Source organism: Streptococcus sp. FSL L8-0526 (genome assembly GCF_038007145.1).
GTDB classification, from domain to species: Bacteria; Bacillota; Bacilli; order Lactobacillales; family Streptococcaceae; genus Streptococcus; species Streptococcus thermophilus.
This window is the reverse complement of record NZ_JBBOWP010000001.1, coordinates 792,034-815,582: the sequence shown is the minus strand read 5'-3', so window position 1 is coordinate 815,582 and position 23,549 is coordinate 792,034. Positions and strand designations below refer to the sequence as shown.

The 23,549-nt window shown below is 39.5% G+C and carries 23 protein-coding genes, 1 tRNA gene and 3 pseudogenes; 2 read left to right on the top strand and 25 right to left on the bottom strand.

The window, feature by feature from the left end:
* Positions 1-72: 72 nt before the first annotated feature.
* From gyrB to NSQ85_RS04355, 11 genes and pseudogenes are all read right to left on the bottom strand, one after another.
* On the bottom strand, positions 73-2,025 hold the full coding sequence (gyrB, locus tag NSQ85_RS04405) for a DNA topoisomerase (ATP-hydrolyzing) subunit B (RefSeq protein ID WP_340781238.1): 1,953 nt from the start codon (positions 2,023-2,025) through the stop codon (positions 73-75).
* Complete coding sequence (locus tag NSQ85_RS04400) at positions 2,026-2,586, bottom strand: HAD-IA family hydrolase (RefSeq protein ID WP_340781237.1); 561 nt, start codon at positions 2,584-2,586, stop codon at positions 2,026-2,028.
* A gap of 85 nt (positions 2,587-2,671) precedes the next feature.
* Positions 2,672-3,382 carry an LrgB family protein gene (locus tag NSQ85_RS04395; RefSeq protein ID WP_232086258.1) on the bottom strand — a complete coding sequence of 237 codons (711 nt, stop codon included), beginning with the start codon at positions 3,380-3,382 and terminating at the stop codon, positions 2,672-2,674.
* Entirely contained in the window at positions 3,360-3,734 is a 375-nt protein-coding gene (locus tag NSQ85_RS04390) for a CidA/LrgA family protein (protein WP_179972152.1), read from the bottom strand. The genes NSQ85_RS04395 and NSQ85_RS04390 overlap by 23 nt, the downstream gene beginning before the upstream one ends.
* 152 nt (positions 3,735-3,886) lie before the next feature.
* Positions 3,887-3,957 (bottom strand) — tRNA-Thr (locus NSQ85_RS04385).
* 57 nt (positions 3,958-4,014) lie between these two features.
* Entirely contained in the window at positions 4,015-4,368 is a 354-nt protein-coding gene (locus NSQ85_RS04380) for an arsenate reductase family protein (protein ID WP_002951532.1), read from the bottom strand.
* 16 nt (positions 4,369-4,384) lie between these two features.
* Positions 4,385-4,897: pseudogene (locus NSQ85_RS04375) on the bottom strand (methylated-DNA--[protein]-cysteine S-methyltransferase).
* Positions 4,898-4,954: 57 nt separating this feature from the next.
* Positions 4,955-6,133 carry a 3-phosphoglycerate dehydrogenase family protein gene (locus NSQ85_RS04370; protein ID WP_179973908.1) on the bottom strand — a complete coding sequence of 393 codons (1,179 nt, stop codon included), beginning with the start codon at positions 6,131-6,133 and terminating at the stop codon, positions 4,955-4,957.
* 18 nt (positions 6,134-6,151) lie between these two features.
* Positions 6,152-6,709 (bottom strand): GNAT family N-acetyltransferase, encoded by a 558-nt coding sequence (locus NSQ85_RS04365; protein ID WP_179973909.1) that lies wholly within the window; start codon positions 6,707-6,709, stop codon positions 6,152-6,154.
* Positions 6,710-6,721: 12 nt separating this feature from the next.
* Positions 6,722-7,816, bottom strand: a complete 1,095-nt coding sequence (gene serC, locus NSQ85_RS04360; RefSeq protein ID WP_179973910.1) for a 3-phosphoserine/phosphohydroxythreonine transaminase — start codon at positions 7,814-7,816, stop codon at positions 6,722-6,724.
* A 153-nt stretch (positions 7,817-7,969) separates the two neighbouring features.
* Positions 7,970-8,864, bottom strand: a pseudogene (locus NSQ85_RS04355) (ROK family protein).
* Between the two features lie 115 nt (positions 8,865-8,979).
* On the opposite strand from NSQ85_RS04355, the gene gloA reads away from it, so the two are divergent.
* Positions 8,980-9,375, top strand: a complete 396-nt coding sequence (gene gloA / locus NSQ85_RS04350; protein ID WP_179972154.1) for a lactoylglutathione lyase — start codon at positions 8,980-8,982, stop codon at positions 9,373-9,375.
* Between the two features lie 44 nt (positions 9,376-9,419).
* Here the strand turns inward: gloA and NSQ85_RS04345 are convergent.
* From NSQ85_RS04345 to folB, 8 genes and pseudogenes are all read right to left on the bottom strand, one after another.
* A pseudogene (locus tag NSQ85_RS04345) lies at positions 9,420-10,264 on the bottom strand (SPFH domain-containing protein).
* Between the two features lie 252 nt (positions 10,265-10,516).
* Positions 10,517-11,584: an ABC transporter substrate-binding protein gene (locus tag NSQ85_RS04340; RefSeq protein ID WP_179973025.1), complete on the bottom strand. Its 1,068-nt coding sequence runs from the start codon at positions 11,582-11,584 to the stop codon at positions 10,517-10,519.
* Positions 11,577-12,356 (bottom strand): ABC transporter permease, encoded by a 780-nt coding sequence (locus NSQ85_RS04335; RefSeq protein ID WP_179973911.1) that lies wholly within the window; start codon positions 12,354-12,356, stop codon positions 11,577-11,579. The genes NSQ85_RS04340 and NSQ85_RS04335 overlap by 8 nt, the downstream gene beginning before the upstream one ends.
* Entirely contained in the window at positions 12,353-13,147 is a 795-nt protein-coding gene (locus NSQ85_RS04330) for an ABC transporter permease (RefSeq protein ID WP_179973912.1), read from the bottom strand. The genes NSQ85_RS04335 and NSQ85_RS04330 overlap by 4 nt, the downstream gene beginning before the upstream one ends.
* Positions 13,131-14,285, bottom strand: coding sequence for an ABC transporter ATP-binding protein (locus tag NSQ85_RS04325; protein ID WP_340781230.1), 1,155 nt, complete (start codon positions 14,283-14,285; stop codon positions 13,131-13,133). Before NSQ85_RS04325 ends, NSQ85_RS04330 begins: the two co-directional genes overlap by 17 nt.
* 44 nt (positions 14,286-14,329) lie before the next feature.
* Entirely contained in the window at positions 14,330-15,232 is a 903-nt protein-coding gene (gene murB, locus NSQ85_RS04320) for a UDP-N-acetylmuramate dehydrogenase (protein ID WP_332068332.1), read from the bottom strand.
* Between the two features lie 189 nt (positions 15,233-15,421).
* Positions 15,422-15,913: a 2-amino-4-hydroxy-6-hydroxymethyldihydropteridine diphosphokinase gene (gene folK / locus NSQ85_RS04315; RefSeq protein WP_179973913.1), complete on the bottom strand. Its 492-nt coding sequence runs from the start codon at positions 15,911-15,913 to the stop codon at positions 15,422-15,424.
* Positions 15,910-16,269: a dihydroneopterin aldolase gene (folB, locus tag NSQ85_RS04310; RefSeq protein WP_002953384.1), complete on the bottom strand. Its 360-nt coding sequence runs from the start codon at positions 16,267-16,269 to the stop codon at positions 15,910-15,912. The genes folK and folB overlap by 4 nt, the downstream gene beginning before the upstream one ends.
* A gap of 219 nt (positions 16,270-16,488) precedes the next feature.
* Here folB and NSQ85_RS04305 point away from each other — a divergent pair, with 219 nt between their 5' ends.
* Positions 16,489-17,940: an alpha-amylase gene (locus tag NSQ85_RS04305; protein WP_340781228.1), complete on the top strand. Its 1,452-nt coding sequence runs from the start codon at positions 16,489-16,491 to the stop codon at positions 17,938-17,940.
* A gap of 31 nt (positions 17,941-17,971) precedes the next feature.
* Here the strand turns inward: NSQ85_RS04305 and folP are convergent, their stop codons facing one another.
* From folP to rpsP, 6 genes are all read right to left on the bottom strand, one after another.
* A complete protein-coding gene (gene folP, locus NSQ85_RS04300) occupies positions 17,972-18,772 on the bottom strand; it encodes a dihydropteroate synthase (RefSeq protein WP_179972160.1) in 801 nt (266 codons plus the stop codon).
* 8 nt (positions 18,773-18,780) lie between these two features.
* Positions 18,781-19,344, bottom strand: a complete 564-nt coding sequence (gene folE, locus NSQ85_RS04295; RefSeq protein WP_179973271.1) for a GTP cyclohydrolase I FolE — start codon at positions 19,342-19,344, stop codon at positions 18,781-18,783.
* A 147-nt stretch (positions 19,345-19,491) separates the two neighbouring features.
* Positions 19,492-21,336: an APC family permease gene (locus NSQ85_RS04290; protein ID WP_340781226.1), complete on the bottom strand. Its 1,845-nt coding sequence runs from the start codon at positions 21,334-21,336 to the stop codon at positions 19,492-19,494.
* Positions 21,337-21,408: 72 nt separating this feature from the next.
* Positions 21,409-22,671: a bifunctional folylpolyglutamate synthase/dihydrofolate synthase gene (locus NSQ85_RS04285; protein ID WP_340781225.1), complete on the bottom strand. Its 1,263-nt coding sequence runs from the start codon at positions 22,669-22,671 to the stop codon at positions 21,409-21,411.
* A 169-nt stretch (positions 22,672-22,840) separates the two neighbouring features.
* The gene (locus NSQ85_RS04280) at positions 22,841-23,089 is read right to left on the bottom strand and encodes a KH domain-containing protein (RefSeq protein ID WP_179973918.1); all 249 of its coding nucleotides are present in this window, start codon (positions 23,087-23,089) and stop codon (positions 22,841-22,843) included.
* A gap of 11 nt (positions 23,090-23,100) precedes the next feature.
* On the bottom strand, positions 23,101-23,373 hold the full coding sequence (gene rpsP / locus NSQ85_RS04275) for a 30S ribosomal protein S16 (protein ID WP_002884675.1): 273 nt from the start codon (positions 23,371-23,373) through the stop codon (positions 23,101-23,103).
* Between the last annotated feature and the right edge of the window lie 176 nt (positions 23,374-23,549).

Here is a 23,549-nt window from a genome sequence, read left to right as displayed (position 1 = left end):
GTTCATAAATGTAGAGTAACGTTACGATTATAACATAGTTATCCTAGCATTGCACCCTTTTCTAAAAGAATATTAGATATCCAGAGTACTGTAAACGGCATTTTCTTCGATAAATTCGCGGCGAGGTTCAACCTTATCTCCCATCAGCATATCAAAAATCTTATCGGCCTCTGCAGCATCATCCACAGAAACACGTGCCAATAAACGATTTTCAGGGTCCATGGTAGTTTCCCAAAGTTGGTGGTCATCCATTTCACCTAAGCCTTTATAACGTTGTACCGTAGGTTTTGAACGCCCTACACTGTAGTTTTCAAGAGCAGCACGCAATTTTTCTTCTTGATCCGCACCTGGCTGGATATACTCTTTAATCTCAGAGCCAACCTTAACACCATAAATTGGTGGTTGTGCAATGTAGACATAGCCAGCTTCCAAGACTGGATGCATAAAGCGATAAATCAAGGTCAAGAGCAAGGTACGAATGTGAGCCCCATCAACATCGGCATCGGTCATGATAATCAACTTGTGATAGCGAGCTTTGCTGACATCAAATTCTGATCCAAAACCGGTTCCCATAGCTGTGAAAAGAGAACGAATCTCTTCGTTGGCTAGAATCTTATCCATGCTAGCCTTCTCAACGTTCAAAATTTTACCACGAATTGGCAAGATAGCTTGGAATTCACGATTACGACCCGATTTAGCAGAACCACCGGCTGAGTCCCCTTCGACAATGAAGAGCTCATTCATTTCGGGATTATTTGACGAACAATCTGCCAACTTACCTGGAAGGTTTGAAATTTCAAGACCTGACTTCTTACGTGTCACCTCACGAGCACGCTTAGCGGCGATACGGGCCTTAGAAGCCAGAATTCCTTTTTCAACGATCTTTTTAGCAATAGCAGGATTTTCCAAGAGGAAGCGACTTAAGGCTTCACTGAAGAGACGATTAGTAATCTTAACCACTTCTGAGTTTCCAAGTTTGGTCTTGGTTTGCCCTTCAAACTGTGGGTTGGGATGCTTGACAGAGATGATAGCAGTCAATCCTTCACGAACATCATCACCAGTCAGATTATCATCTTTTTCTTTGAGAATCTTATTCTGACGTGCATAATCATTGATAACACGAGTAAGAGCCGTACGGAAACCTTGTTCATGAGTACCACCTTCATGAGTGTGGATATTATTGGCAAAACTCATCACCGTTTCATGGTAGCCGGTCGTATACTGCATTGCAACTTCGACTGAAATGCCATCCATCTCACCATCTGTGTAGATAGGCTCATCAAAGATAACGTCTTTGTTTTCATTGATGTACTTCACATAAGATGTGATTCCACCCTCATAGTGATAATGTTTCTCTTGTTCAAGACCTTTACGCTTATCTGTAATAGAGATACATAGACCCTTGTTCAGAAAAGCTAGCTCTTGGAAACGTTTAGCTAACTTTCCAAAGTCAAACTCCGTCGTTTCTCGGAAAATTTCTGGATCTGGAATAAAGTGAACAGTCGTTCCATGTTCTTCAGTTTCACCAATAATCCTTAAGTCGTCTACCACAACTCCTCGTTTATACTCTTGGAAGTAAATATGACCGTTTTTATAAACCTTAACATCAAGCTGAGTTGAGAGGGCATTAACGACCGAAGAACCAACCCCGTGCAAACCACCAGAGACCTTATAACCACCTCCACCGAATTTACCACCAGCATGAAGAACTGTAAATACTGTCTCAACAGCAGGACGACCTGTTTTTTCTTGAATATCGACTGGGATACCACGACCATCATCAACAACCGTGATAGAATTATCCGGTTCAATAAAAACTTTGATATGCGAGGCGAAGCCTGCTAAGGCCTCATCAATTGAGTTATCGACAATCTCCCATACCAAGTGATGTAAGCCTTCTTTGGAGGTCGATCCAATATACATTCCTGGGCGCATACGTACCGCTTCAAGTCCCTCTAAGACCTGAATCTGGCTGGCATCATATTCTTGCGCTTTTTCTTCAAGATTTTTTAATTCATCAGTCATCTATGTCACAATCTCCAATAATGATTTATGGCCATCAACTAGCAAGGTATCCAAACCCGCTGCTTCTCCAGCCTCTATGTCTATCTGGCGGTCACCAATGACCAAGCCATGTTTAATATCGTATTTTTTAATTAAATAAAGGAAACTATCTGGACTAGGTTTTCTAGCAAAACCATTTTCAGAAGTTACAACCTCTGTAAAATAATGAGCAATCTCTGCTCTATCAAGGATATCTAGCACCAAGTGATTGCGGTGGCTAACCAAGAAACTACGTCCACCCTCAGTCACAATCTTAGCAAGGACATCCTTAGCACCTTCAAAAAGCACAGGTTCTTGCAAATGTTTGGATTCCTCCTGCTTATAGAGGGCTCGAAAATCAGTTATATCAGGCGCAAACATGGCAATGGCCGTACTGGTCGACACCTTAAGGGCATCATAGACTGCTTGAAATTCTGCTATACGCTCAAATCGTTCTAAAGTCGCTAGAAAGGCTTGGGTTGATATCTGGTAATTATCCAACAAGGTACCACCTAAATCCCAGATATAATCTCCATAGTTCATAATCTTAATTATAGCATAAAAGGTCAGATTTTGCTTGTTTTTCGTAGCTAAAAAGGCTTGGAAAACCTATCCAAACCTTAATTTTTTATCTCAGAATTAAACTAGCCACAATAGGACTAATAAAGACATATAAAATCCCCGTTACAGCGATTGATAGACCACCCATGGCACCCGCAACCTGACCATATCTGAAGGCAGTTCCAGTACCAACGGCATGCCCAGTTCCTCCTAGGGAAAGACCAATAGCAACTGGATCTTTAATACCAATCATCTTTAAAAAGACAGGTCCTAAAACTGATGTCAAGATTCCTGTAATAACAACTACGACCAAAGTCACTGTTGTAATCCCCTGCATTTTTTCCGAAATTCCTACAGCCATGGCAGTCGTTACAGACTTAGGAAAGAGTGAGATAGCAAGGAAATAATCCATACCAAAAAGCTTAGCAATCAAAGCGGTATAAGTAGTGTTAAGAATACAGGCGACTGTTGACCCAATTAAGATACTCTTATAGTGATGACGCATGAGGTGGAGATTTTTATAAAAAGGGACAGCTAGGGCAACCGTTGAAGGAATAATCAAACTATTAAGATAAGAACCGCCTACATAGTAATCCTTGTAAGAAATGCCTGTATAGTGCAAAATGACAATAATTAAGGCAGTTGACACAAGAAGAGGCGTTGTCAAAGGATTAGGGAAACGGCGATAAAGCAAAAGCCCCAGTGTGTAAGCCAATACTGAAAGAGTTAAACCAAACAAGGGGGTGTTAAAAAAATTAGCCACGATTAACCTCCTCATAATCGCCTTCAAAGTGCTTTTTGATAAAGACGACAACTACAGCAATCACTACAATATTAATAACCAAGGCACCCATAATAATCAAAATAATTGGAACAATATTCGCCGAAATAGCATTCCATCGTTCCATAATACCGACACCTGCTGGCAAAAAAAGGATAGTCATATTGGTTATTAAAAACTCTGCTACAGCATGGATATGACGTGGACGAATCCACTTAAGCTGTAGAGCAATCAGAAGCAAGAATAAGCCAATGATACTTCCAGGTACAGGTAATTTAAAAAAGGTTGAAAGAGCTTCACCAATCATAGCAAACAAACAAATCAGCATGAATTGAACGTAGTATTTCACGAGTTGCCTCCTAGGTTTAATCACCTATTAGTCTACTCCTTTTATTTTGAATTTCAAGAGTTTTTCAGTAAATTCTTTTGAAAAAACAGCAATCGCTAATCAACTCCTTAATACATAAAAAATCCAACCCTGAGGCTGGATTCATTCACAGATGCCACCACCGAGAATTGAACTCGGAACGGAGCATTACCATTGCTCTATTATACCATTTAACTATAGCGGCAACTGTTTTTATCTTATCATATTTCCACTTACTGTGGCAAGAGTTTTTGCTTATTATTTATAAATTTAAGTCTTTGTAAGGACTACGGTAACCAACCTGTAAAACCTTTCCATCCTTAATCAAGATAGGACGTTTAATCAACATACCATCTGATGATAAGAGTTTTACGGCTTCATCTTGTGATAAGGTTGGAAGTTTGTCCTTCAATCCTAAAGAACGGTAGGATTGTCCACTCGTATTAAAGAATTTCTTAAGCTCTAAATCTGCCCCCTCTAGAAGCTCTCTTAAAAATTGAGCTGAGGGGGGATTTTCCTTAATGTTGACAGACTCGACCTCGAGACCTAATTGATTGAGTTCAGCTTTTGCCTTACGACAAGTGCTACATTTTGGATATTCATAAAAAGTGTACATGTTTTTCTCCTTTTCTCTAGCATAAGCGATCTATCAAAGACTTGTCATACATAAGACCTTCCAAACGAAGTAAGAAACACTTGGCATCCTCTCCTGCCGCATAATTTCCTAATTGACCACTACTAGGCAAAACACGATGACAAGGGATAAGAATCAGTCAGGGATTCTTACTAACAGCAGTTCCTACAGCCTGTGCGGATTGACAAGAGATTGCCTTACCAATCTAACCATAGGTTCTGATTTGCCCCATAGGTATTTAACTTAAAGCCAACCAAACTCTTTGTTGGAAAGCTGTTCCTCGTTCAGCTAAAGGAAGGTCATCTAGACTTGGATTCTCACCTTTAAAATAGGCCTGCAACCACTTCTTGGTCACTTCTAAAATAGGATTTGAGATGTCTACTAACTCCTCTTCCTTAAAATCAGCCTGAAAATGATTTTGTCTTTCTAACCACATACCATAGGGGGCTTGCTCACTTGCGACCAAGGACAGGCGACCAATAGGTGATACGTAATACTGACGATAAAACATATTTTAATTATTCCAAAAAAGACAGGAAAGCCTTGTTCCTGTCAGCTTATTTCTGAATTATTTACCTTTAATCAAACGTACTCGTACGATGTTATCGCTCGCCTCAAACTTAGCGACCAATTCATCAATCTTAGACTTGTCTGTCTCATCAAGGTCAAGAAGGGTATAAGCATACTCTCCCTTTGAACGGTTAATGATATTATCTATATTGATATTAAAATCAGAGACCGCTGTTGAAATACGGGCTACAATGTTAGGCACGTTTTTATTAATCAAAGTGATACGATATGGAGCACTCAAGACCTGTTGTACACGTGGGAAGTTAACAGAATTGACAATTTCACCTGTTTCCATGAAGCGACGGATGGTCTGAGCAGCCATAATAGCACAGTTAAGCTCTGCTTCACCCGTTGAACCACCAATGTGTGGGAAGACTGTCACATTAGGCTTGTTAAGCAGTTCTTCTGTCCCAAAGTCAGTGATATAACGTTTTACTACACCTGTTTCCAAAGCATCAAAGAGCGCATCATTCTCTACTAATTCTGCACGAGCAAAGTTGATGATTGTTGTTCCTTTTTGTATGAGGCTAAAGGTGTCTGCATTGAAAGTACCTTTCGTATCAGGTGTCAATGGAACGTGAACAGTGATATAATCACAGTTTTCAAAGATTTCTTTGAGATAAGAAACACGTTTAACGTGGCGAGAAATATTCCAAGCTGCTTCAATAGAAACATATGGGTCATAGCCATAGACCTTCATTCCCAAACGATAGGCATCGTTAGCAATACGCGCACCAATGGCACCCAAGCCGATAACACCCAGTGTCTTACCAGCAATCTCGCTACCCGCAAACTGCTTCTTACCTGCTTCGATTTGTTTAGGCACATCGTTACCACTAAGTTTGTTAACCCAAGTATTGGCCGCAATATAATCACGTGCTGAAAGCAAGATAGAAGCTAAGACAGCTTCTTTAACTGCATTAGCATTAGCTCCTGGAGTATTGAAGACAACAATTCCTTTTTCAGTTGCTTCATCAACTGGGATATTGTTAGTCCCAGCACCAGCACGCGCAATAGCTTTCAAATTTTCAGGGAAAACTGTATCATGGAGATTTTGACTACGAATAATGTAAGCATCCGGATTTTCCGCTAAATCACCATCAATTTGAAAATGATTTCCAAGTTCCTTCAAACCAATTTGGTTAATATTATTATATGTTTTTACGCTAAATACCATAATTTTATTCCTCTTAAATTAATGAATTCCGTGGTGAGTAGCTTCATCAATTTCTTGATAAAAAGCCTTCTCCCTCTTGGTTTTGATTTTCTGATAGGCAAGTCGTTCACCATCAATAGGAACCTTACCACAATAGACATAGCCAAGTTTCTCCAAAATGTGCTGCATGACAAGATTCTTTTCATGCGTGTCGCAACGAAAATCATGAGCGTCAGTTCCCTCAATAAGACCTTGAATAATGGTTTGAGCGTTTTTCTGTCCCGTAAATTCTCTTAAAACGGCAATTCGATGAAAGGTAACATAGCGCTTATTATGATGCTTCCAATCTCCATCATAGATTTTTTCGTAGGCGGGCTCTCCATCAGTAACCACCGCAGCATAAGAAACAATTTGACCGTCAATAATACCGACATAGACCTGTCCTTTAAGAACATCATCGAAGATGGTTTCTTCTGTAGGATAACCATCAGCCCCTTGCCATTGGGAACTACCAGCTTCCGCTAAAGCATTTCTAGCACTCTCAATCACGGTCATGATAGCACCAATTTCATTTGAGAAAGCTTGTCTAATTTCCATCTCTTTACCTAATTATTTATTTTCAACTTCAAATTTTTTCATAAAGTCAATCAAATCAAGCACGCCTTGACGCGGGAAGGCGTTATAAACACTGGCACGCATACCACCCACTGAACGGTGTCCCTTGATATTTTTGAAACCAAGAGCATCTGCTTCTGCTACAAATTTGGCATCCAAGTCTTTACTTGGTGTGACAAATGGAATGTTACAGACAGAACGATCCTTGGCATTTTTAACAGGATTGGTGTAGAAATCAGATGATTCGATATAGTCATACAGAAGACCTGATTTTTCACGTTGAATTTCCGCCATCTTATCTACGCCACCAATCTCATTTTTTACCCAGTCAAAAACGAGTTTTGAAATATAGATATTGAAACATGGTGGTGTATTGTAGAGTGATCCTGCTTCAGCTTGAATACGGTAGTCCAACATGGCAGACAATTGTGATTGGTCGTTAAGGAAGTCTTCACGGACGATAACCACTGTCACACCCGCAGGTCCAATATTTTTCTGAGCACCAGCATAGATAAGAGCAAAATCCTCAACATTATAGCGAGCTGCTAAGATATTTGAAGACATATCTGCTACAATTGGCACACCATTAGTATCAGGCAAATCATAGATAGATGTTCCCTCAATTGTATTATTGGTAGTCAAGTGAACATAAGCGGCTTCTGGATCAATCGTTGAAGGATCAAAACTTGGGATATGATCGTAAACAGTATCCTCAGATGACGCCAAAAGAATTGGTTCAAAAGGAATAGTTTTTGAAAGCTTGACAGCTTCAGTATAGGCTTTTTTACCCCATGAACCACCTACAAGGTAGTAAGCTTTCTTACCTTGAGCAAGGTTCAGTGGAACCATTGTGAATTGCGTTGAAGCACCCCCTTGCAAGAAAATAACCTTATAGTTATCAGGAATAGCCATAAGCTCGCGAAGTGTCGCTTCCGCATCTTTAATGATTTTGTCAAATTCTGGAGAACGGTGGGACATTTCTAGCACGGACATACCGGAATCTTGATAGTTAAGCAATTCAGCTTGTGCTTTTTCGAGCACAGGTTTTGGTAATGTAGCAGGTCCTGCTGAGAAATTATAAATTGTCATAAAGACACCTCCAAAATTTTAATGGCCCCATTATAGCGAATTTTCTGTATATTGTAAAGTGTTAATAGTAAAAAACGAACGTAATTGCCCATTCATCACAAAAAAGTTAGGTATTTTATGTATATTTTTGCAAGTAATCAGATTTATTATCCGTTATCCTTGCTTAAGAAAATAGGCTGCACCGATTAGATTTGCTCCATTATGATGATGACAGGCTACAATCTTCGGACGTTTAATAATTTTACCGATAAAATCAAACTCATGGTGAACCTTATCAAACTGGCGGTTGACTTCTTCTATCAGAATAGACTGAGCTGAAATACCACCTCCAAGAACAAAGGTTTCCATATCAAGGATAGTTTGAAGATTCAATATAGCAATATCTAGGTTTCGACAATAGGTCTCAAAGATTGGATAAACTGCTTCCTTTTTAGCATTAATTGCCTTAAAGGCTAGCAAACCATCTTTTAACTCAAGACTAGCTAAAATTTCATTAACTTTAGTAATCAAACCAACAGCTGAAAGAGTTGTTCCTTGCATCAATGAAGGATCAAGTTTTTCCATTTGAAGAGGAAGGAGAAAGGTCAACTCTCCTGCCTGGAAATGGCTTCCCTTAAAAAGTTTACCATTGATTATTATACCCCCCACCAAGGCCTGACCCTAAAACAAGAGCAGCACCGTTAGTCACTCCTTTCAAATGACCTGTGGCTAGTTCAGCCAAGGCTGCTGCTTTACCATCATTAAGCGCAGCTACTAGCAAATGATACTTAGCTTGCAGGGTTTCTTTGACACGAATACCATGAAAGAATCTCAACAAACCGACGTGATAAATCACACCCTCCTCCGTATCAACAGTTCCAGGAACACTAATTGCAATGCCTGATAAAGCTACTTCAACCGAAGTTACTGAATGATCAATAATATCGAGAGCCTGATCCAAGGTCTGAGGGAATGATTGCGTTGGCAAACTCTTTTAGAGGACAAAGTCCTCCGAAACAAGAGCAGACTTTACCTGAGTCCCTCCAAAATCAATTGCTAAAATCGTCATTATCATCCTCCACAGATTCTTTTTCGTCACTATAGCACAAAAGTGCTAAAACTAGAAAAAACGCTATCAAAATGCTATCATGGTTTTAGAAAACTAGATAAAAGGAGTCTCTCACATGACTAAATTTCTACACACTTGTGTCCGTGTTAAAGACCTAGAAGCTTCACTACAATTTTATCAAGAAGCGCTTGGTTTTAAGGAAGTCCGTCGTAACGATTTCCCAGAATATAAGTTCACTCTTGTCTACATGCAACTAGAAGATGATCCTGATTACGAGTTGGAATTGACATACAACTACGATCATGAAGTTTATGATCTTGGAAATGGTTATGGACACATTGCTGTTGGTGTTGATGACCTAGAGGCCACACATCAAGCCCACAAAGAGGCTGGCTATACTGTTACTGATCTCTCAGGTCTACCTGGTAAACCAAAAATGTACTACTTTATTACTGATCCAGATGGCTATAAAATCGAGGTCATCCGTTTAGCTCAGTTCTTGGAAAAATAAGTAAAAAAGAAGTCAGATTATCTCAAATCTGGCTCCTTTTTTACTTATTTTTTATTATCGACCTTTAAGGATGGCAAAATTTGGGTATGAATATCATCCACGCCATTTGAATTATTTGGCAAGAATAAAGTTTGATTACCTTTATCCGCAAAAGTATTAAGGGGATCTAGATATTAGTTGGTCAAGAGGATAGACATAATCTATTCCTCAGACATACCAACATTGGCTTCTTTAAGTTCTGCAATAGATTCAGCTAAACCATCAACGATGGCTTTACGTTGTTGGGCAATACCAACACCATGAAGACGGTCTTTTTCGGCTTCGGCTTCGGCTTCGGCAGAGCTGTGACAATCTTAATTCTATCAGCTTCTGCCAATTCTTGGGCTGCTACACGCTTACGTTGAGCAGCATTAATTTCGTTCATAGACTGCTTAACTTCAGCATCTGGCTCAACCTTGGTTATCAAGGTCTTAACAATGATGTATCCATAAGTTGTCATTTCTTCGGCTACTTGATGTTGAACCTCAAGGGCGATCTCATCTTTCTTCTCAAAAAGCTCATCAAGCGTCAATTTAGGAACTGATGAACGAAGGGCGTCCTCAATGTATGATTTAATTTGAGCCTCTGGTCGCATGAGTTTATAGTAAGCATCTGTAACATTTTGTTCATTTACACGATACTGAGTAGCCACATTCATCATAATAAAGACATTGTCCTTTGTTTTGGTTTCAACCACAATCTCACTTTGAAGTAAACGTAGTTGAATACGAGCTACAATTTTATCGATACCGAATGGCAAACACATGTGAATACCACTCGTTGCGATTTTTTGATAGCGTCCAAAACGTTCAACGATGGCTACTGACTGTTGACGTACGACATAATGCATACTGATGAGAATTCCCAAGATAATCAAGAATTAAATCAGTAAAAAGAGAAATGCTGCTTGCATGTTAAGTCCTCCAAAATAAACATTAAAAATTTCTTTGCTTTATTATAGCACAGCAATACAACTATTCAAGAAAAATAGTATATCTTTTTCGGGATCTTTGACAATCATAAAAGAGACTAAAACACTAGCGTTTCAGCCTCTTGTATTTTGTGACTAATCTTAAAACCCAACGGTCCAAAAGGAAACTTTTTATTTACGATACATCTTTTCTTGAAGGTAAATGTCATTATAAATCCCAAGCCATTTTTTACCTAAGTTATTATAGACTTCAAGGTTTTTGATGGTTGATTCTGATGGGTAAAAGGCTTTATCATTAGTAATACTCTTTGGAAGTAAGGTTTTAGCTGCCTCGTTAGGTGTGGCATAGCCGATATATTCAGCATTTTGCGCTGCATTTTCCGGTCTAAGCATGAAGTTGATAAAAGCATAAGCTTCTTTTTCATGCTTCACTGTTTTAGGAATGACCAGATTATCAAACCACAGATTTGAGCCTTCAGATGGAACAACATAACGAAGATCTTTATTTTTATCAAGCATCTCACTGGCTTCCCCTGAGAAGGTTACTCCAATAGCTGCATCACCTTGAATCATGTAGCCCTTCATCTCATCACCCACAATAGCTTTAATATTCGGTGTAAGGCTATTAAGTTTAGTTTCAGCCAGATGCAATTCCGTCATGTTCTTGGTATTCAAACTGTAGCCCAAGCTATTGAGAGAAAAACCAATGACTTCACGCGCACCATCAACCAGCATAATCTGGTTTCTGTATTCAGGTGACCAAAGATCATTCCAGTGTTGAGGTGCTTTTTTCACCAATTTCGTATTATAGACAATTCCGACTGTCCCCCAGAAATAAGGGATAGAATAGTCATTATTGGGATCGAAACTAAGCCCCTTAAAGCTTGAGCCAATCTGATCGAAGCCATAGATTTTAGATTTATCCAACTTCACCAAAAGGTCTTCCTTGACCATCTTATCAATGGTGTAGTCCGAAGGTACAGCGATGTCGTAAGTCGTGCCACCTTGCTTAATTTTAGTATACATAGCTTCGTTAGAATCAAAGGTTTCATACTGGACTTTTATTCCTGTCTCTTTAGTGAACTCGGTCAAGAGATCAGGGTCAATGTAGTCACCCCAATTATAAATAACCAGTTTGTCCGAAGCATTTCCGGTGCGACTTTGTATGTAGGCAGAAATTCCCCAAAGGAATAAAATAATTACTAAAATCCCAGACAGAAATTGATAGAGTTTACGCATCATGCTCCTCCTTTCTCTCCTGGGTAATCATATAATATCCAATAACTAGAAGAATAGAGAAGAGGAAGACAACCGTTGATAGGGCATTGATTTCCAAGGAAATCCCTTTACGAGCACGTGAGTAAATTTCCACAGCAAGTGTTGAAAAACCATTACCCGTTACAAAGAAGGTTACTGCGAAGTCATCCAAAGAATAGGTAAAGGCCATGAAATAACCAGCGATAATACCAGGTGTCAAGTATGGTAACATGACCTCACGTAACATCTGCCATTGGGTCGCACCCAGGTCATAAGCTGCATTCACCATGTCTCGATTCATTTCCTTTAGGCGCGGCAAAACCATGAGAACCACAATTGGGATTGAGAAAGCAATGTGACTCAACAAAACCGATACAAAGCCAAGTTGGAAACCAATCCAGGTAAAGAGAATCAAGAAACTCGCACCAATCATAACGTCCGGTGCAACCATTAGCACGTTATTTAGGGATAAGATTCCAGTCTGCTGCTTCTGTTTGCTCTCATAGATAAAAATTGACCCAAAGGTACCAATAATCGTCGCCAAGAGGGCACTAAGAAAAGCTAAAAAGAAGGTTTGAGCTAAAATCAACATGAGTCGACTATCTGAAAACATGCTCTGATAGTTATCAAGGGTAAATCCTACGAAACTATTCATATCGCCACCACTATTGAACGAAAAGGCGATTAGATAAAAGATTGGCAGGTAGAGGATAACAAAGACTAGAGCTAAATAGAGATTTGCAATTTTTTTCATTGACGTCTCTCCTTTGTTAACCACATGAATGCAATCATAGCAACAATAAGCACAACACCAATGGTCGCACCCATTCCCCAGTTTTGTGTTGTGAGGAAATGCTGTTCGATAGCCGTTCCTAGTGTAATAACTCGGTTCCCACCAATCAAACGTGTTAGCATGAAGAGGCTAAGACTAGGAATGAAGACCGATTGTACACCCGAGCGTACCCCATTAAGCGACAAAGGAAAGATAACCTTGGTAAAGGTCTGCCAATCATTAGCTCCTAAATCCTTACTTGCATTAACAATATTTTCATCCAAATCATCCAAAGCATTAAAAATCGGTAGAATCATAAATGGAATCTCAATATAACTGGCTACAAAAATGAAAGAAAAATCTGTAAAGAGAATTTGCATGGGAGCAATCCCAAAGAAACCAAGAAAGGCGTTAATTCCACCCTGTTGGCCAAAAATCCCCATAAAGGCATAAGCTTTTAGAAGAAGGTTGACCCAGGTTGGTAAAATAACTAACATCAACCAAAGTTGTTTATGCTTCAGTCTGGTTAGGAGATATGCTGTCGGATAAGAGATGAGAAGTGTCACTAAGGTTATGATGGCCGCATAGAGGACCGAGTTAAAGCTCATCCTCAAGTAAGTCCAACTGGAAAAGAAGGTTCCATAGTTGTCCAAAGTAAAATTGCCACTGATGTCAAAAAATGACTGGTAGAGCAGCATGAGTACTGGAGCAACTACGAAAAGTAGAAGCCAAAGAAGATATGGTACCGAGAAGAGGCTAGCTGTTTTCTTCATGACGCTCCTCCTCAATGGCATTAATCAAGCCATCCTCAGGCTCTTCCATTTCTACATATTCTTCAATACGAGCATCGAATTCTTCCTCTGTCTCATTAAGACGCATGATATGAATATCTTCAGGCGTAAAATCAAGGCCAATAATCTCACCCTCAATCGCCTTACGGGTTGAATGAATCATCCATTCATTGCCAAGATTGTCATAGGCAATGATTTCATAGTGGACCCCACGGAAAAGCTGTGTTTCTACACGAACCTGAAGCTTACCTTCCTCAGGAAGCGTGATTTGTAAATCTTCAGGACGGATAACCACTTCGACAGGTTCATTTGGACGCATTCCTCCATCAACAGATTCGAAACGTTTTCCGTTGAACTCGACCAAATAGTCCTCAATCATGACTCCTGGGAGAATATTAGATTCTCCGATAAAGGTTGCAACGAAATGGTTGATAGGCTCGTCATAGATATCAACAGGCGTTCCTGATTGAACAATTTCACCATCGTTCATAACAAAAATCCAGTCTGACATGGCCAAGGCTTCTTCCTGGTCGTGGGTGACAAAGACAAAAGTAATTCCTAGACGTTTCTGTAGTTCACGCAACTCGTATTGCATTTCAGTACGTAACTTCAAATCCAGTGCTGACAAGGGCTCATCCAAAAGAACCACACGTGGCTGATTGATAATCGCACGGGCAATGGCTACACGTTGGCGTTGACCACCTGATAATTTTTGAATCGAGCGCTTTTGATAACCATCTAGTTGAACCAGTTTCAATGCTTCTTTTACACGCTCTTCAATTTCCTTTTTAGGCACTTTTTTTAACTTAAGCACAAAAGCCACATTGTCAAAGACATTCATGTGTGGAAAGAGAGCATAAGATTGGAAAACGGTGTGAACATCCCTTTTATTGATAGGGATATCATTAATACGCTTTCCATCCAAAAGAACGTCACCACTGGTCGCATCTAAGAGACCAGCAATGATGTTCAAGATAGTTGATTTACCAGAACCAGAAGCCCCAAGCAAGGTATAGAACTTACCTTCTTCCAGTTCAAAGTTGATGTCTTTTAAAACTTGCGTGCCACTGTCTTCAAATACTTTCGAGACGTTTTGAAAGGCAATAATCGGATTAGTCAATTGTCATAAATCCTCCATGGATATCAAAAATAGGGTTAGTATTATTAATTTAATTTGTCGCCAATGATGCGAACTTCAGGCTCTAGTGTAACACCCGAATTTTCCTTAACCTTAGCGATAACATCTGCAATAAGATCTTCATAGTCTTTTGCTGTTCCTTGATCGACATTGACCATGAAACCAGCGTGCTTGGTTGAAACCTCAACACCACCGATACGATATCCCTTGAGGTTAGCTTCCATAATAAGCTGACCTGCAAAATGACCTGGCGGACGTTTGAAGACCGAACCACATGATGGGTATTCGAGAGGTTGTTTAAGTTCTCGTAAGTGATTAAGGCGGTTCATCTCATGTTTGATTTGTTCGTAGTCTCCTGGTTTGAGGTTGAATTTTGCTGAAATAACCACTTCACCTGTTTCTTGGAGCACCGAACGACGATAACCAAAACGCATATCTCTTGCATCAATCGTACGAATATCACCGTCTTTTGTAAGAACCTGAGCAGAAAGCAAGATATGTGCAATCTCGCCACCATAGGCACCCGCATTCATAAAGACAGCACCACCGATACTACCTGGAATTCCCGCCGCAAATTCAAAACCGGTCAAACTATGGAAACAAGCCACCTTGGTTGTTGCAATCAAATTAGCTCCCGCTTCTGCTTCAACTTGATAACCATTAACAGCGATACTATTAAGCTTGTCAAACATAATCACAAAACCTCGGATACCACCGTCACGAACAATCAAATTACTGGCATTACCAAGCACCATCCATGGAATGTTGTGCTTGTTGGCAAATTTGACAATACGAGAAAGCTCATATCGGTTACGTGGAAAGGCCAAATAATCCGCTGGACCTCCAACCTTGGTGTAAGTATAATGTTTTAAGGGTTCGTCGAAACGAATATCAATCCCCACTAAATCTTCTTTAAATTCATCTAACATGTTAATTCCCATACTTTTTCTATACATTTATTTTTTTTGTAGGTATTGTGAAAAATTTCCCCTTATTACTATCACAACCTAAAAATGAGTTAGTATTTTCCCTAAAAATTAAAAGAAAAATACCGCAAAAAGCCAAAATTAATTATAACAAAAAATCCCTATCTTGACGACAAGGAATTTTAGTAAAAACTAGTCCACTTGCTCCAATTTGCGGACATCACTAGTGTCTATTTGACTCAAATATTTTTTGTAGGCTTGACCAGTTTGAGGCTCAACTAAATTCTCGGCAATTTCTAGCAGAGGAACCAAAACAAAGGCCCTTTGAGTCATGAAAGGATGAGGCACTTTAAGGTGCTCAGTTCCCCAGGTTTCCTGCCCATATAAAAGAATATCAATATCCACAGTTCGAGGGCCCCAATGCTCATGTCGAACGCGGTCTAAATCTTTCTCAATTGCCTGACAAGCACTCAGCAAGCTTTCAGCCGACAACTGAGTGTCAAGTGCTAAAGCGAGATTCAAAAAATCAGCCTGGTCAGTTAATCCCCAAGCAGCTGTCTCATAATAAGAGGACACTGCTTTAACTTCCGTCTCAGGCAAGCAATTCAATGACTCCACCGCTTTTTTAAGATAGTCTTGACGATTTCCCATATTAGATCCCAAACTTAAATAAACTTTTGTCATCGACTACGCTCCAATTCAATTCCAACACTTCTATAGTGCCCATTAATTGGTGGATTTTCTTTAGTAATTCGAATTTTAATAGATTGGATTGGCACAAATTGATCAAACAAGTCCTCACAAATAGCACCAGCTAAACGCTCAATCAAAATATACTTTTCTTCTTCCACCTGTCTCTGTACGGCTTCAAAAACTAAACCATAATGAACCGTATCTGCTAGATTGTCACTTTGTGAAGCCCTGGTCAAATCAACAGCCAGCTCCAGATCTACCACAAAAACTTGCCCTAGGGTTTGCTCCTCAACAAAAGCCCCGTGATAGCCATAAAAACGGCAACCATTTAAAATAATTTTATCCATATTTTCTCCTTAAGACGACTTAACTCATCTTTATTCTAGCACAAAAAAGTTGAAAAGTTGGGCTCTGATTAGTATGATATTTTAGACAAATCTGAAGTTATTGTTTTTCGGCCATACAATCGATTGCGTAATTCTTCTGGTTTGGTAAAATAAAGGCACAGAAGTTTAAAAACTCCTGATATCTAAACTGAGACTATCTCAACTAATAAGGAAAAACCTATGACAAATCAAACTGCAATGCAATACTTTGAATGGTATCTCCCAAGTGACGGCCAGCATTGGAACAACTTAGCTGAAGATGCCCAACATCTAGCAGACCTTGGCATCAGCCATGTTTGGATGCCACCTGCTTTCAAAGCTACTAACAAAGATGATGTTGGTTACGGAGTCTATGACCTCTTTGACCTTGGGGAATTCGATCAAAAAGGAACCATACGCACCAAATATGGTCTCAAGGAAGAATACCTTAATGCCATCAACCAACTCAAAAATGTTGGTATCATCCCTATGGCCGATGTTGTGCTCAACCACAAGGCAGCCGCGGATAAACTTGAAACCTTTTATGTGGTAGAAGTTGACCCTGAAGACCGTACCAAAGTAATCAGCGAACCGTTTGAAATCGAGGGTTGGACTCATTTCACTTTTGACGGACGTCAGAAAGCTTACAACGACTTTGAATGGCACTGGTACCACTTTAATGGGATTGACTTCGATGCCAAAAGAAATAAAAAAGGTATCTATCTTATCCAAGGTGACAACAAAGGCTGGGCACATAATGACTTGGTTGACAATGAAAATGGTAACTTTGACTACCTTATGTTTGCCAACCTAGATTATAGACATCCTGAAGTTATAGAAAATATTTACGAATGGGCTGACTGGTTCGTCGAAACAACTGGTGTCCAAGGTTTTCGAATGGATGCCATCAAGCACATTGATTCTTTCTTTATGCGTAATTTTATTCGCGACGTCAAAGAAAAACAAGGTCAAGATTTCTATGTTTTTGGCGAATTTTGGAATGCTAAGGAAGAGGATAATAATACTTATCTCGAAAAAACTGAAAACCGCTTTGATCTTGTGGATGTTCGCCTTCATTACAATTTATATGATGCCAGCCTCAAAGGAGCAGATTACGATTTGACGACTATTTTCGAACAAACATTGGTCAAAAATCACCCTGAGCATGCGGTAACCTTCGTAGAGAACCATGACACCCAACGTGGACAAGCATTGGAATCTACTGTTGAAGAATGGTTTAAACCATCTGCCTATGCCCTCATCCTTCTTCGTAAAGACGGCCTTCCTTGCCTATTTTATGGTGACTACTATGGCATTGATGGTGAATTTGCTCAAGAAAGTTTCAAAGAGGTCCTAGACACCTTACTTTACGCTCGTAAAGATTTGGCTTACGGAGAGCAAACAGACTACTTTGACGACCCTAACTGTATTGGATGGACACGCTCTGGTAATGAAGACTGTACTCCATTAGCCGTAACCATTTCTAATGATGCTGCCAACAACAAATCTATGGAAATTGGAAGTGATTGGGCTGGACAAACTTTCTATGATATTCTTGGAAACTGCTCTGATACTGTAACAATTGACGAAGACGGATGGGGAGACTTCCCAGTCTCTGAAAAATCTGTCAGCGTTTGGACAATTCAAGACTAAGAAAAAAGCTCGATTTGAGCTTTTTTTAATTTCATAAAATTCCTGAGATAGTCTTAACGATATCACGATTGGCTTCAACATTATGGACACGGACAATCTGACATCCTTTGCTAATAGCATAAGCAGATAAAGCAGCTGTCCCTTGATCACGGTCCTTGGCAGGAATATTTCCACCTAGGAGAAAATCCACAACACGCTTACGAGAAATCCCAAAAAGAACAGGATACCCAAGTCCAACAACTTTGTCCAAGCCCCTAAGCAGGTCAATATTGTGTTGAACATTCTTGGCAAAACCAAAGCCAGGATCAATCCAAATATTTTCTTTAGCTACACCTGCTTCCAAGGCAGCTTGCGTACGTTGACTAAGGAAAGTACAGACATTCTCTGTGACATCATTGTATTTTTCTTCTTTTTGATTATGCATGAGGATAATCGGTACATTTTTTTCAGCTGCTAAGGCTAGCATCTGACCATCATAAAGTCCTGCCCAGACATCATTAAGAATATCAGCACCTGCTTCAAGAGCGGCTCTGGCAGTGGCTGTCTTGTAAGTATCAATACTGATAAGAACATCATATTTTTCCTTAATAGCTTGTATAATTGGCACTATACGAGCAATCTCTTCTTCCTCGGTTACAAATTTCGCTCCAGGTCTTGTAGATTCACCACCTACATCGATAATACTAGCCCCTTGGGCAATCATACGCTCAACCTGGGCCAATGCATCTTCAATTGTGTCAAAATCCCCACCGTCTGAGAAAGAGTCTGGGGTGACATTCAAGATTCCCATAATGCAGGCCTTACCTGCAATTTCATGTTTACCAATAAACATTTTAACTCCTAAAAATCACGCATCAAAGAAAGAATTTCCTTACGTTCTTCACGGTCTTCTTTATAGATGCCTTTAGCAACCGTTGTGATGGTCTTACTTCCTGGTTTTTTAATACCACGCATAGTCATACACATGTGCTCAGCTTCCACCATGACAAAGACCCCTCGAGGATTAAGGGCTTTTTCAAGCGCTGTAGCGACTTGATCTGTGAGACGTTCTTGCAATTGTGGACGACGGGCTGCCACTTCAACAGCACGTGCCAATTTTGATAGTCCTGTCACCTTATCCCCACTTGGCAAATAGGCTACATGAGCTATACCATAAAAAGGAACCAAGTGATGCTCACACATAGAGTAAAAAGGAATATCCTTAACAAGTACAACTTCATCATGAACTTCTGAAAAAATCGCTGTAAACTGATCTTTCGGGTCTTCATTTAAACCTGAAAACATCTCAGCATACATCTTGGCCACACGTTTTGGCGTATCCAAAAGACCTTCACGCTCAGGATTTTCACCCAAAGCTTCCAATAATTGATAGACTGCTTGTTCTACTTTTTCTTGATTTTCCATAATTTCCTCTTGAAACCTTATAATACTATCTATTATAACTCATTTTGATTGATTTTTCTTACAAAAAATAAAATTGTCTAGCTGAATTCTAACCAAAAAAAAGCGAAAACTCCCCGTCACATGAGAACCGTTTTCGCTTGTCTTTATTTAATCTTTTAAGTGGTAAGAATATGATGAAATGACAATATTTTCACGCCATTTGAGATAATATTTCAATCGTAAACTCGTCTGGTTGTGAAGCACATTTTGCCATGATTTCTTCGGAACAAACTGTGGAATCAAAACAGTCAGAGTCGCATTATCCTTTTCAGCCTGAGTAGCCACTTCGTCTACATATTGAATAGTTGACTGTGTAATTGAGCTGAAAGGTGATCGGATATGGACCATCTCGATTTCCGGGAAATATTTTTTAAACTCTTGTTCGATTTCCTTATCCTTATTCTCTGTATCTTTAGTAGACACGTGCATAGCAATAACCTTATCACCAATAGAACGTGCATAAGAAATGGCACCAATATTAGCCTTTGTAACATTTCCCACCAAGACAAGGACAATGTTACCTTGATAATGATGTTCTTTGACTGGGCCATCAATACGCAACTGTTGAGCAACCCCATCGTAATGTTTCTTAATCTTAAGAAACATCCACATCAAAATAGCAATAATTGGGAAGAATGGCCAAATATCCCCTAAACGGAAAAGAATGAGAATGAGAACAATACCGTAACAAATTAAGGCACCTAAAATATTAGCTAAAGAATGCTTCCAGAAACCCTTGCCATATTCACGAATCCAATGAACAACCATACCTGTTTGAGAAAGTGCAAAAGGAATGAACACCCCTATTGTATAAAGCGGAATCAAACGTTCCGTATTTCCTCGGAAAATTAATAAGAGAGTAATGGCCCCAATAGCCAGCGTCAAGATACCGTTAGAGTATGCCATACGTGCACCTTTTTCAAGGTAGATATGAGGCATGTATTTATTCTTAGCCATGTTAAAGGACAACATCGGAAAGGCTGAAAAACCAGTATTTGCTGCCACTGCAAGAATCATGGCAGTTGAGAACTGAAAAATATAAAATAAGATACTGCCAAACCATGAATCACCAAGAATTTCCCTAGCCAGTTGCGCCAACATTGTCACACCTGAATGAGGTGTAATACCAGTCCACCAGTTAAGAAAGGTAATTCCAGCAAACATAATTCCCAAAATACTTGACATGATAAAGAGGGTTGATGCAGCATTTTTAGACTTAGGTTTCTTAAAGAAAGGCACTGCATTAGAGATAGCTTCCACCCCTGTTAATGAAGCCGAACCTGAAGTAAAGGCCCTTAAAATAAGAATCAGTGACACACCTGTAATCGGTTGGCCTAAATGCGCCGTAGCCGCATAAGGCATATGCCCCGTTAAGATCTGTAAGAAACCATATCCTAATAGGAACAACGTTGAGGCAATAAAGAGATAAACAGGAATCATCAAAGACTTTGCCGACTCACGCATTCCCCTGAGGTTCAACACCATTAAAACAAGCACCAAAATTATTGAGATTTGAAGATTATAGGGGCGAAGTAATGGAATGGCTGAGGTAATGGCATCTGCACCTGCGGCAACTGAAACGGCAACTGTCAACATATAGTCGACTAGGAGGCTACCTCCAGCTATCAAACCAAATTTAGGTGACAGATTTTCCGAAGTTACCATGTAGGCTCCACCACCTTGTGGATAGGCCTTAATTACCTGTCTGTAAGAAATGGTAAGGCAAGTCAAAAGGACTAAAACCAAAACCCCAATCGGGATAGACCACCAAATAGCAGCGCTTGATACAGCCATCAAGACCAATACAACTTGCTCAGGGCCGTATGCGATAGATGATAGAGCATCACTCGACAACATAGCTAATGCCTGAAACTTAGATAACAAGTGATCATCACCGATATTATCATGGGTCAAGGGTTCACCTATTAAAAAGTTTTTCAGACGTTGTAACATTTTTTCTCCTTACTTTTTAAAACATTAAAACACATGAAGTATTATACGCCTCTAAGTCTTGTCTTTCAAGTCTTAAACAGCACTTTCCTGCTCTAAAATCCATTTTCTAACTTGAGAAATAAAATAAAGAGATCCTGTAATAACATAAAGTTTATCATCATTAGCAGTCACGTGTTCCTCAATCCACGTCTGGAAGTCTGACACTTGTTTATAAGTAACTGGGTACTTGTCCAATTTTACGCTATTTGGATGCTCAAAGCTTGTTACTGTCAAATCACCGACTGACTCTAACTGAGCCAACATACTATCAATAGGCTTAGTATCAATAGCTGCAAAAAGTAACTCGATATCCTTATCCGCATACTCTGACCTTAACAAATCAATCAAGACCTTAACACTTTCGTTATTATGAGCACCATCTATCATAAGATTAGGCATCAAGAACTCTGTCCGACCTAACCAACTAGCATGAGCCAGTGCATCCTTTATGAGTTCAGGAGTTACTTTAGGATAATCCTTTTGAAGCAAAAGACTAGCCATGATAGCCAAACTAGCATTTGCCACCTGATGTTGACCAGCCATAGCCAAGGATATACCCTCTAACCTCTGCTCCTTGTAAATAAAATCAAAGGAATGGCTAGACCCTTCAGCGGTGAAATCTTTACCCAACTCATAGGTCTTAGAACCCTCTTCATTTACCTTCTGTTTAAAAACATCTCGAACGTCAGTACGGTCAGTCGCATAAATAAAGGACGCTCCATTTTTTAAAACACCAGCCTTTTCTGTAGCAATTTCAGCATGAGTATTGCCCAAGACCGCCTGATGATCTAAGCCAATCGATGGACAGATGACCGCTAGAGGACTAAATAGATTGGTAGAATCATGAAGACCACCCATTCCAGCTTCAATAAAAGCAATATCAACAGGATGGACTTGCCCAAAGTAGAGGAACATCAAGACTGTGATAATCTCAAACTCTGTCGCATTTTCGTGCTCTGTCTCTTTTGGGAGACGTTCAACTACCGGCTTAACACGCTCAACCAAGCCAAGTAGATTCTCTTCTGAAATCATCTGACCATTGATAGAAATGCGTTCTTTGAAATCAATAATATAGGGTGAGGTAAATGTTCCAACTTCATAGCCGGCTTGAGAAAAAATCGTTTGTAAGGCATTGACAGTAGATCCCTTACCATTTGTTCCCACAATATGCACAGCCTTAAGATTGTCCTGTGGGTTTCCTAGTTCTTCAAGCATCCAGGCCATACGTTCCAAGCCAGGCTTAATGCCAAATTTTAATTGACCATGAATCCAATCCAATGCTTCTTGATAAATCATAATTGCTCCTTTTTAAGCTAATGCTTTGACTTAGCCATTAAACTAATCATTAAACTAACCATTAAACTAGTTCTTCTATGATCCTAATACCACTTTAACCCTCCTATTATACCAAAGATTGCTAGCTATAACCAAAATATACAAAAAAAGGCAACCCTAGGGTCACCTCTTAAGCTTTCTCTTTTTCGTCAATAACAAGACGAACCTTTTTACCTTGAGTAGGTACCGAATAGACAATCGCTCTTATCGCCTTAATAGTACGTCCCTTTTTCCCGATAACACGCCCAATATCGGATGGGGCAAGATCAAGATGGTACTCCAAAAACTCAGGACCGTCAATAATCTTGATGATCAACTGATCTGGTGAAGTAATTAAGGGGGTAATGATAGCGATAATAAGATTTTCAATGGTATCCATAGGCTAAAAAATTATTTTGAGAATTTTGATTCGTGGAATTTTTTCATAACGCCTTCTTTTGAAAGGATGTTACGAACTGTATCTGAAGGTTGTGCACCTTTAGACAACCACTCAAGAACGCGTTCTTCTTTAAGTGTTACTTGGTTTTCTTCAACGAGTGGGTTGTAAGTACCAACTGTTTCGATGAAACGTCCATCACGTGGAGCACGTGAGTCTGCAACGTTAATACGGTAGAAAGGTTTTTTCTTAGAACCCATACGAGTCAAACGGATTTTTACTGCCATTTTTAACTTCTCTTTTCTTTAGTTTTTTTATGATGGTGGAGGCACTTACTGCCTCTTTACCTTAACTAGTATACCATATCATTTTTATGTGTCAAGAAAAAAACTTGACAGATTTAAATTTTCTACAAAAAAACTAGAGATAAGCTCTAACTTCCTTATAGGACTATTTCTTGGTA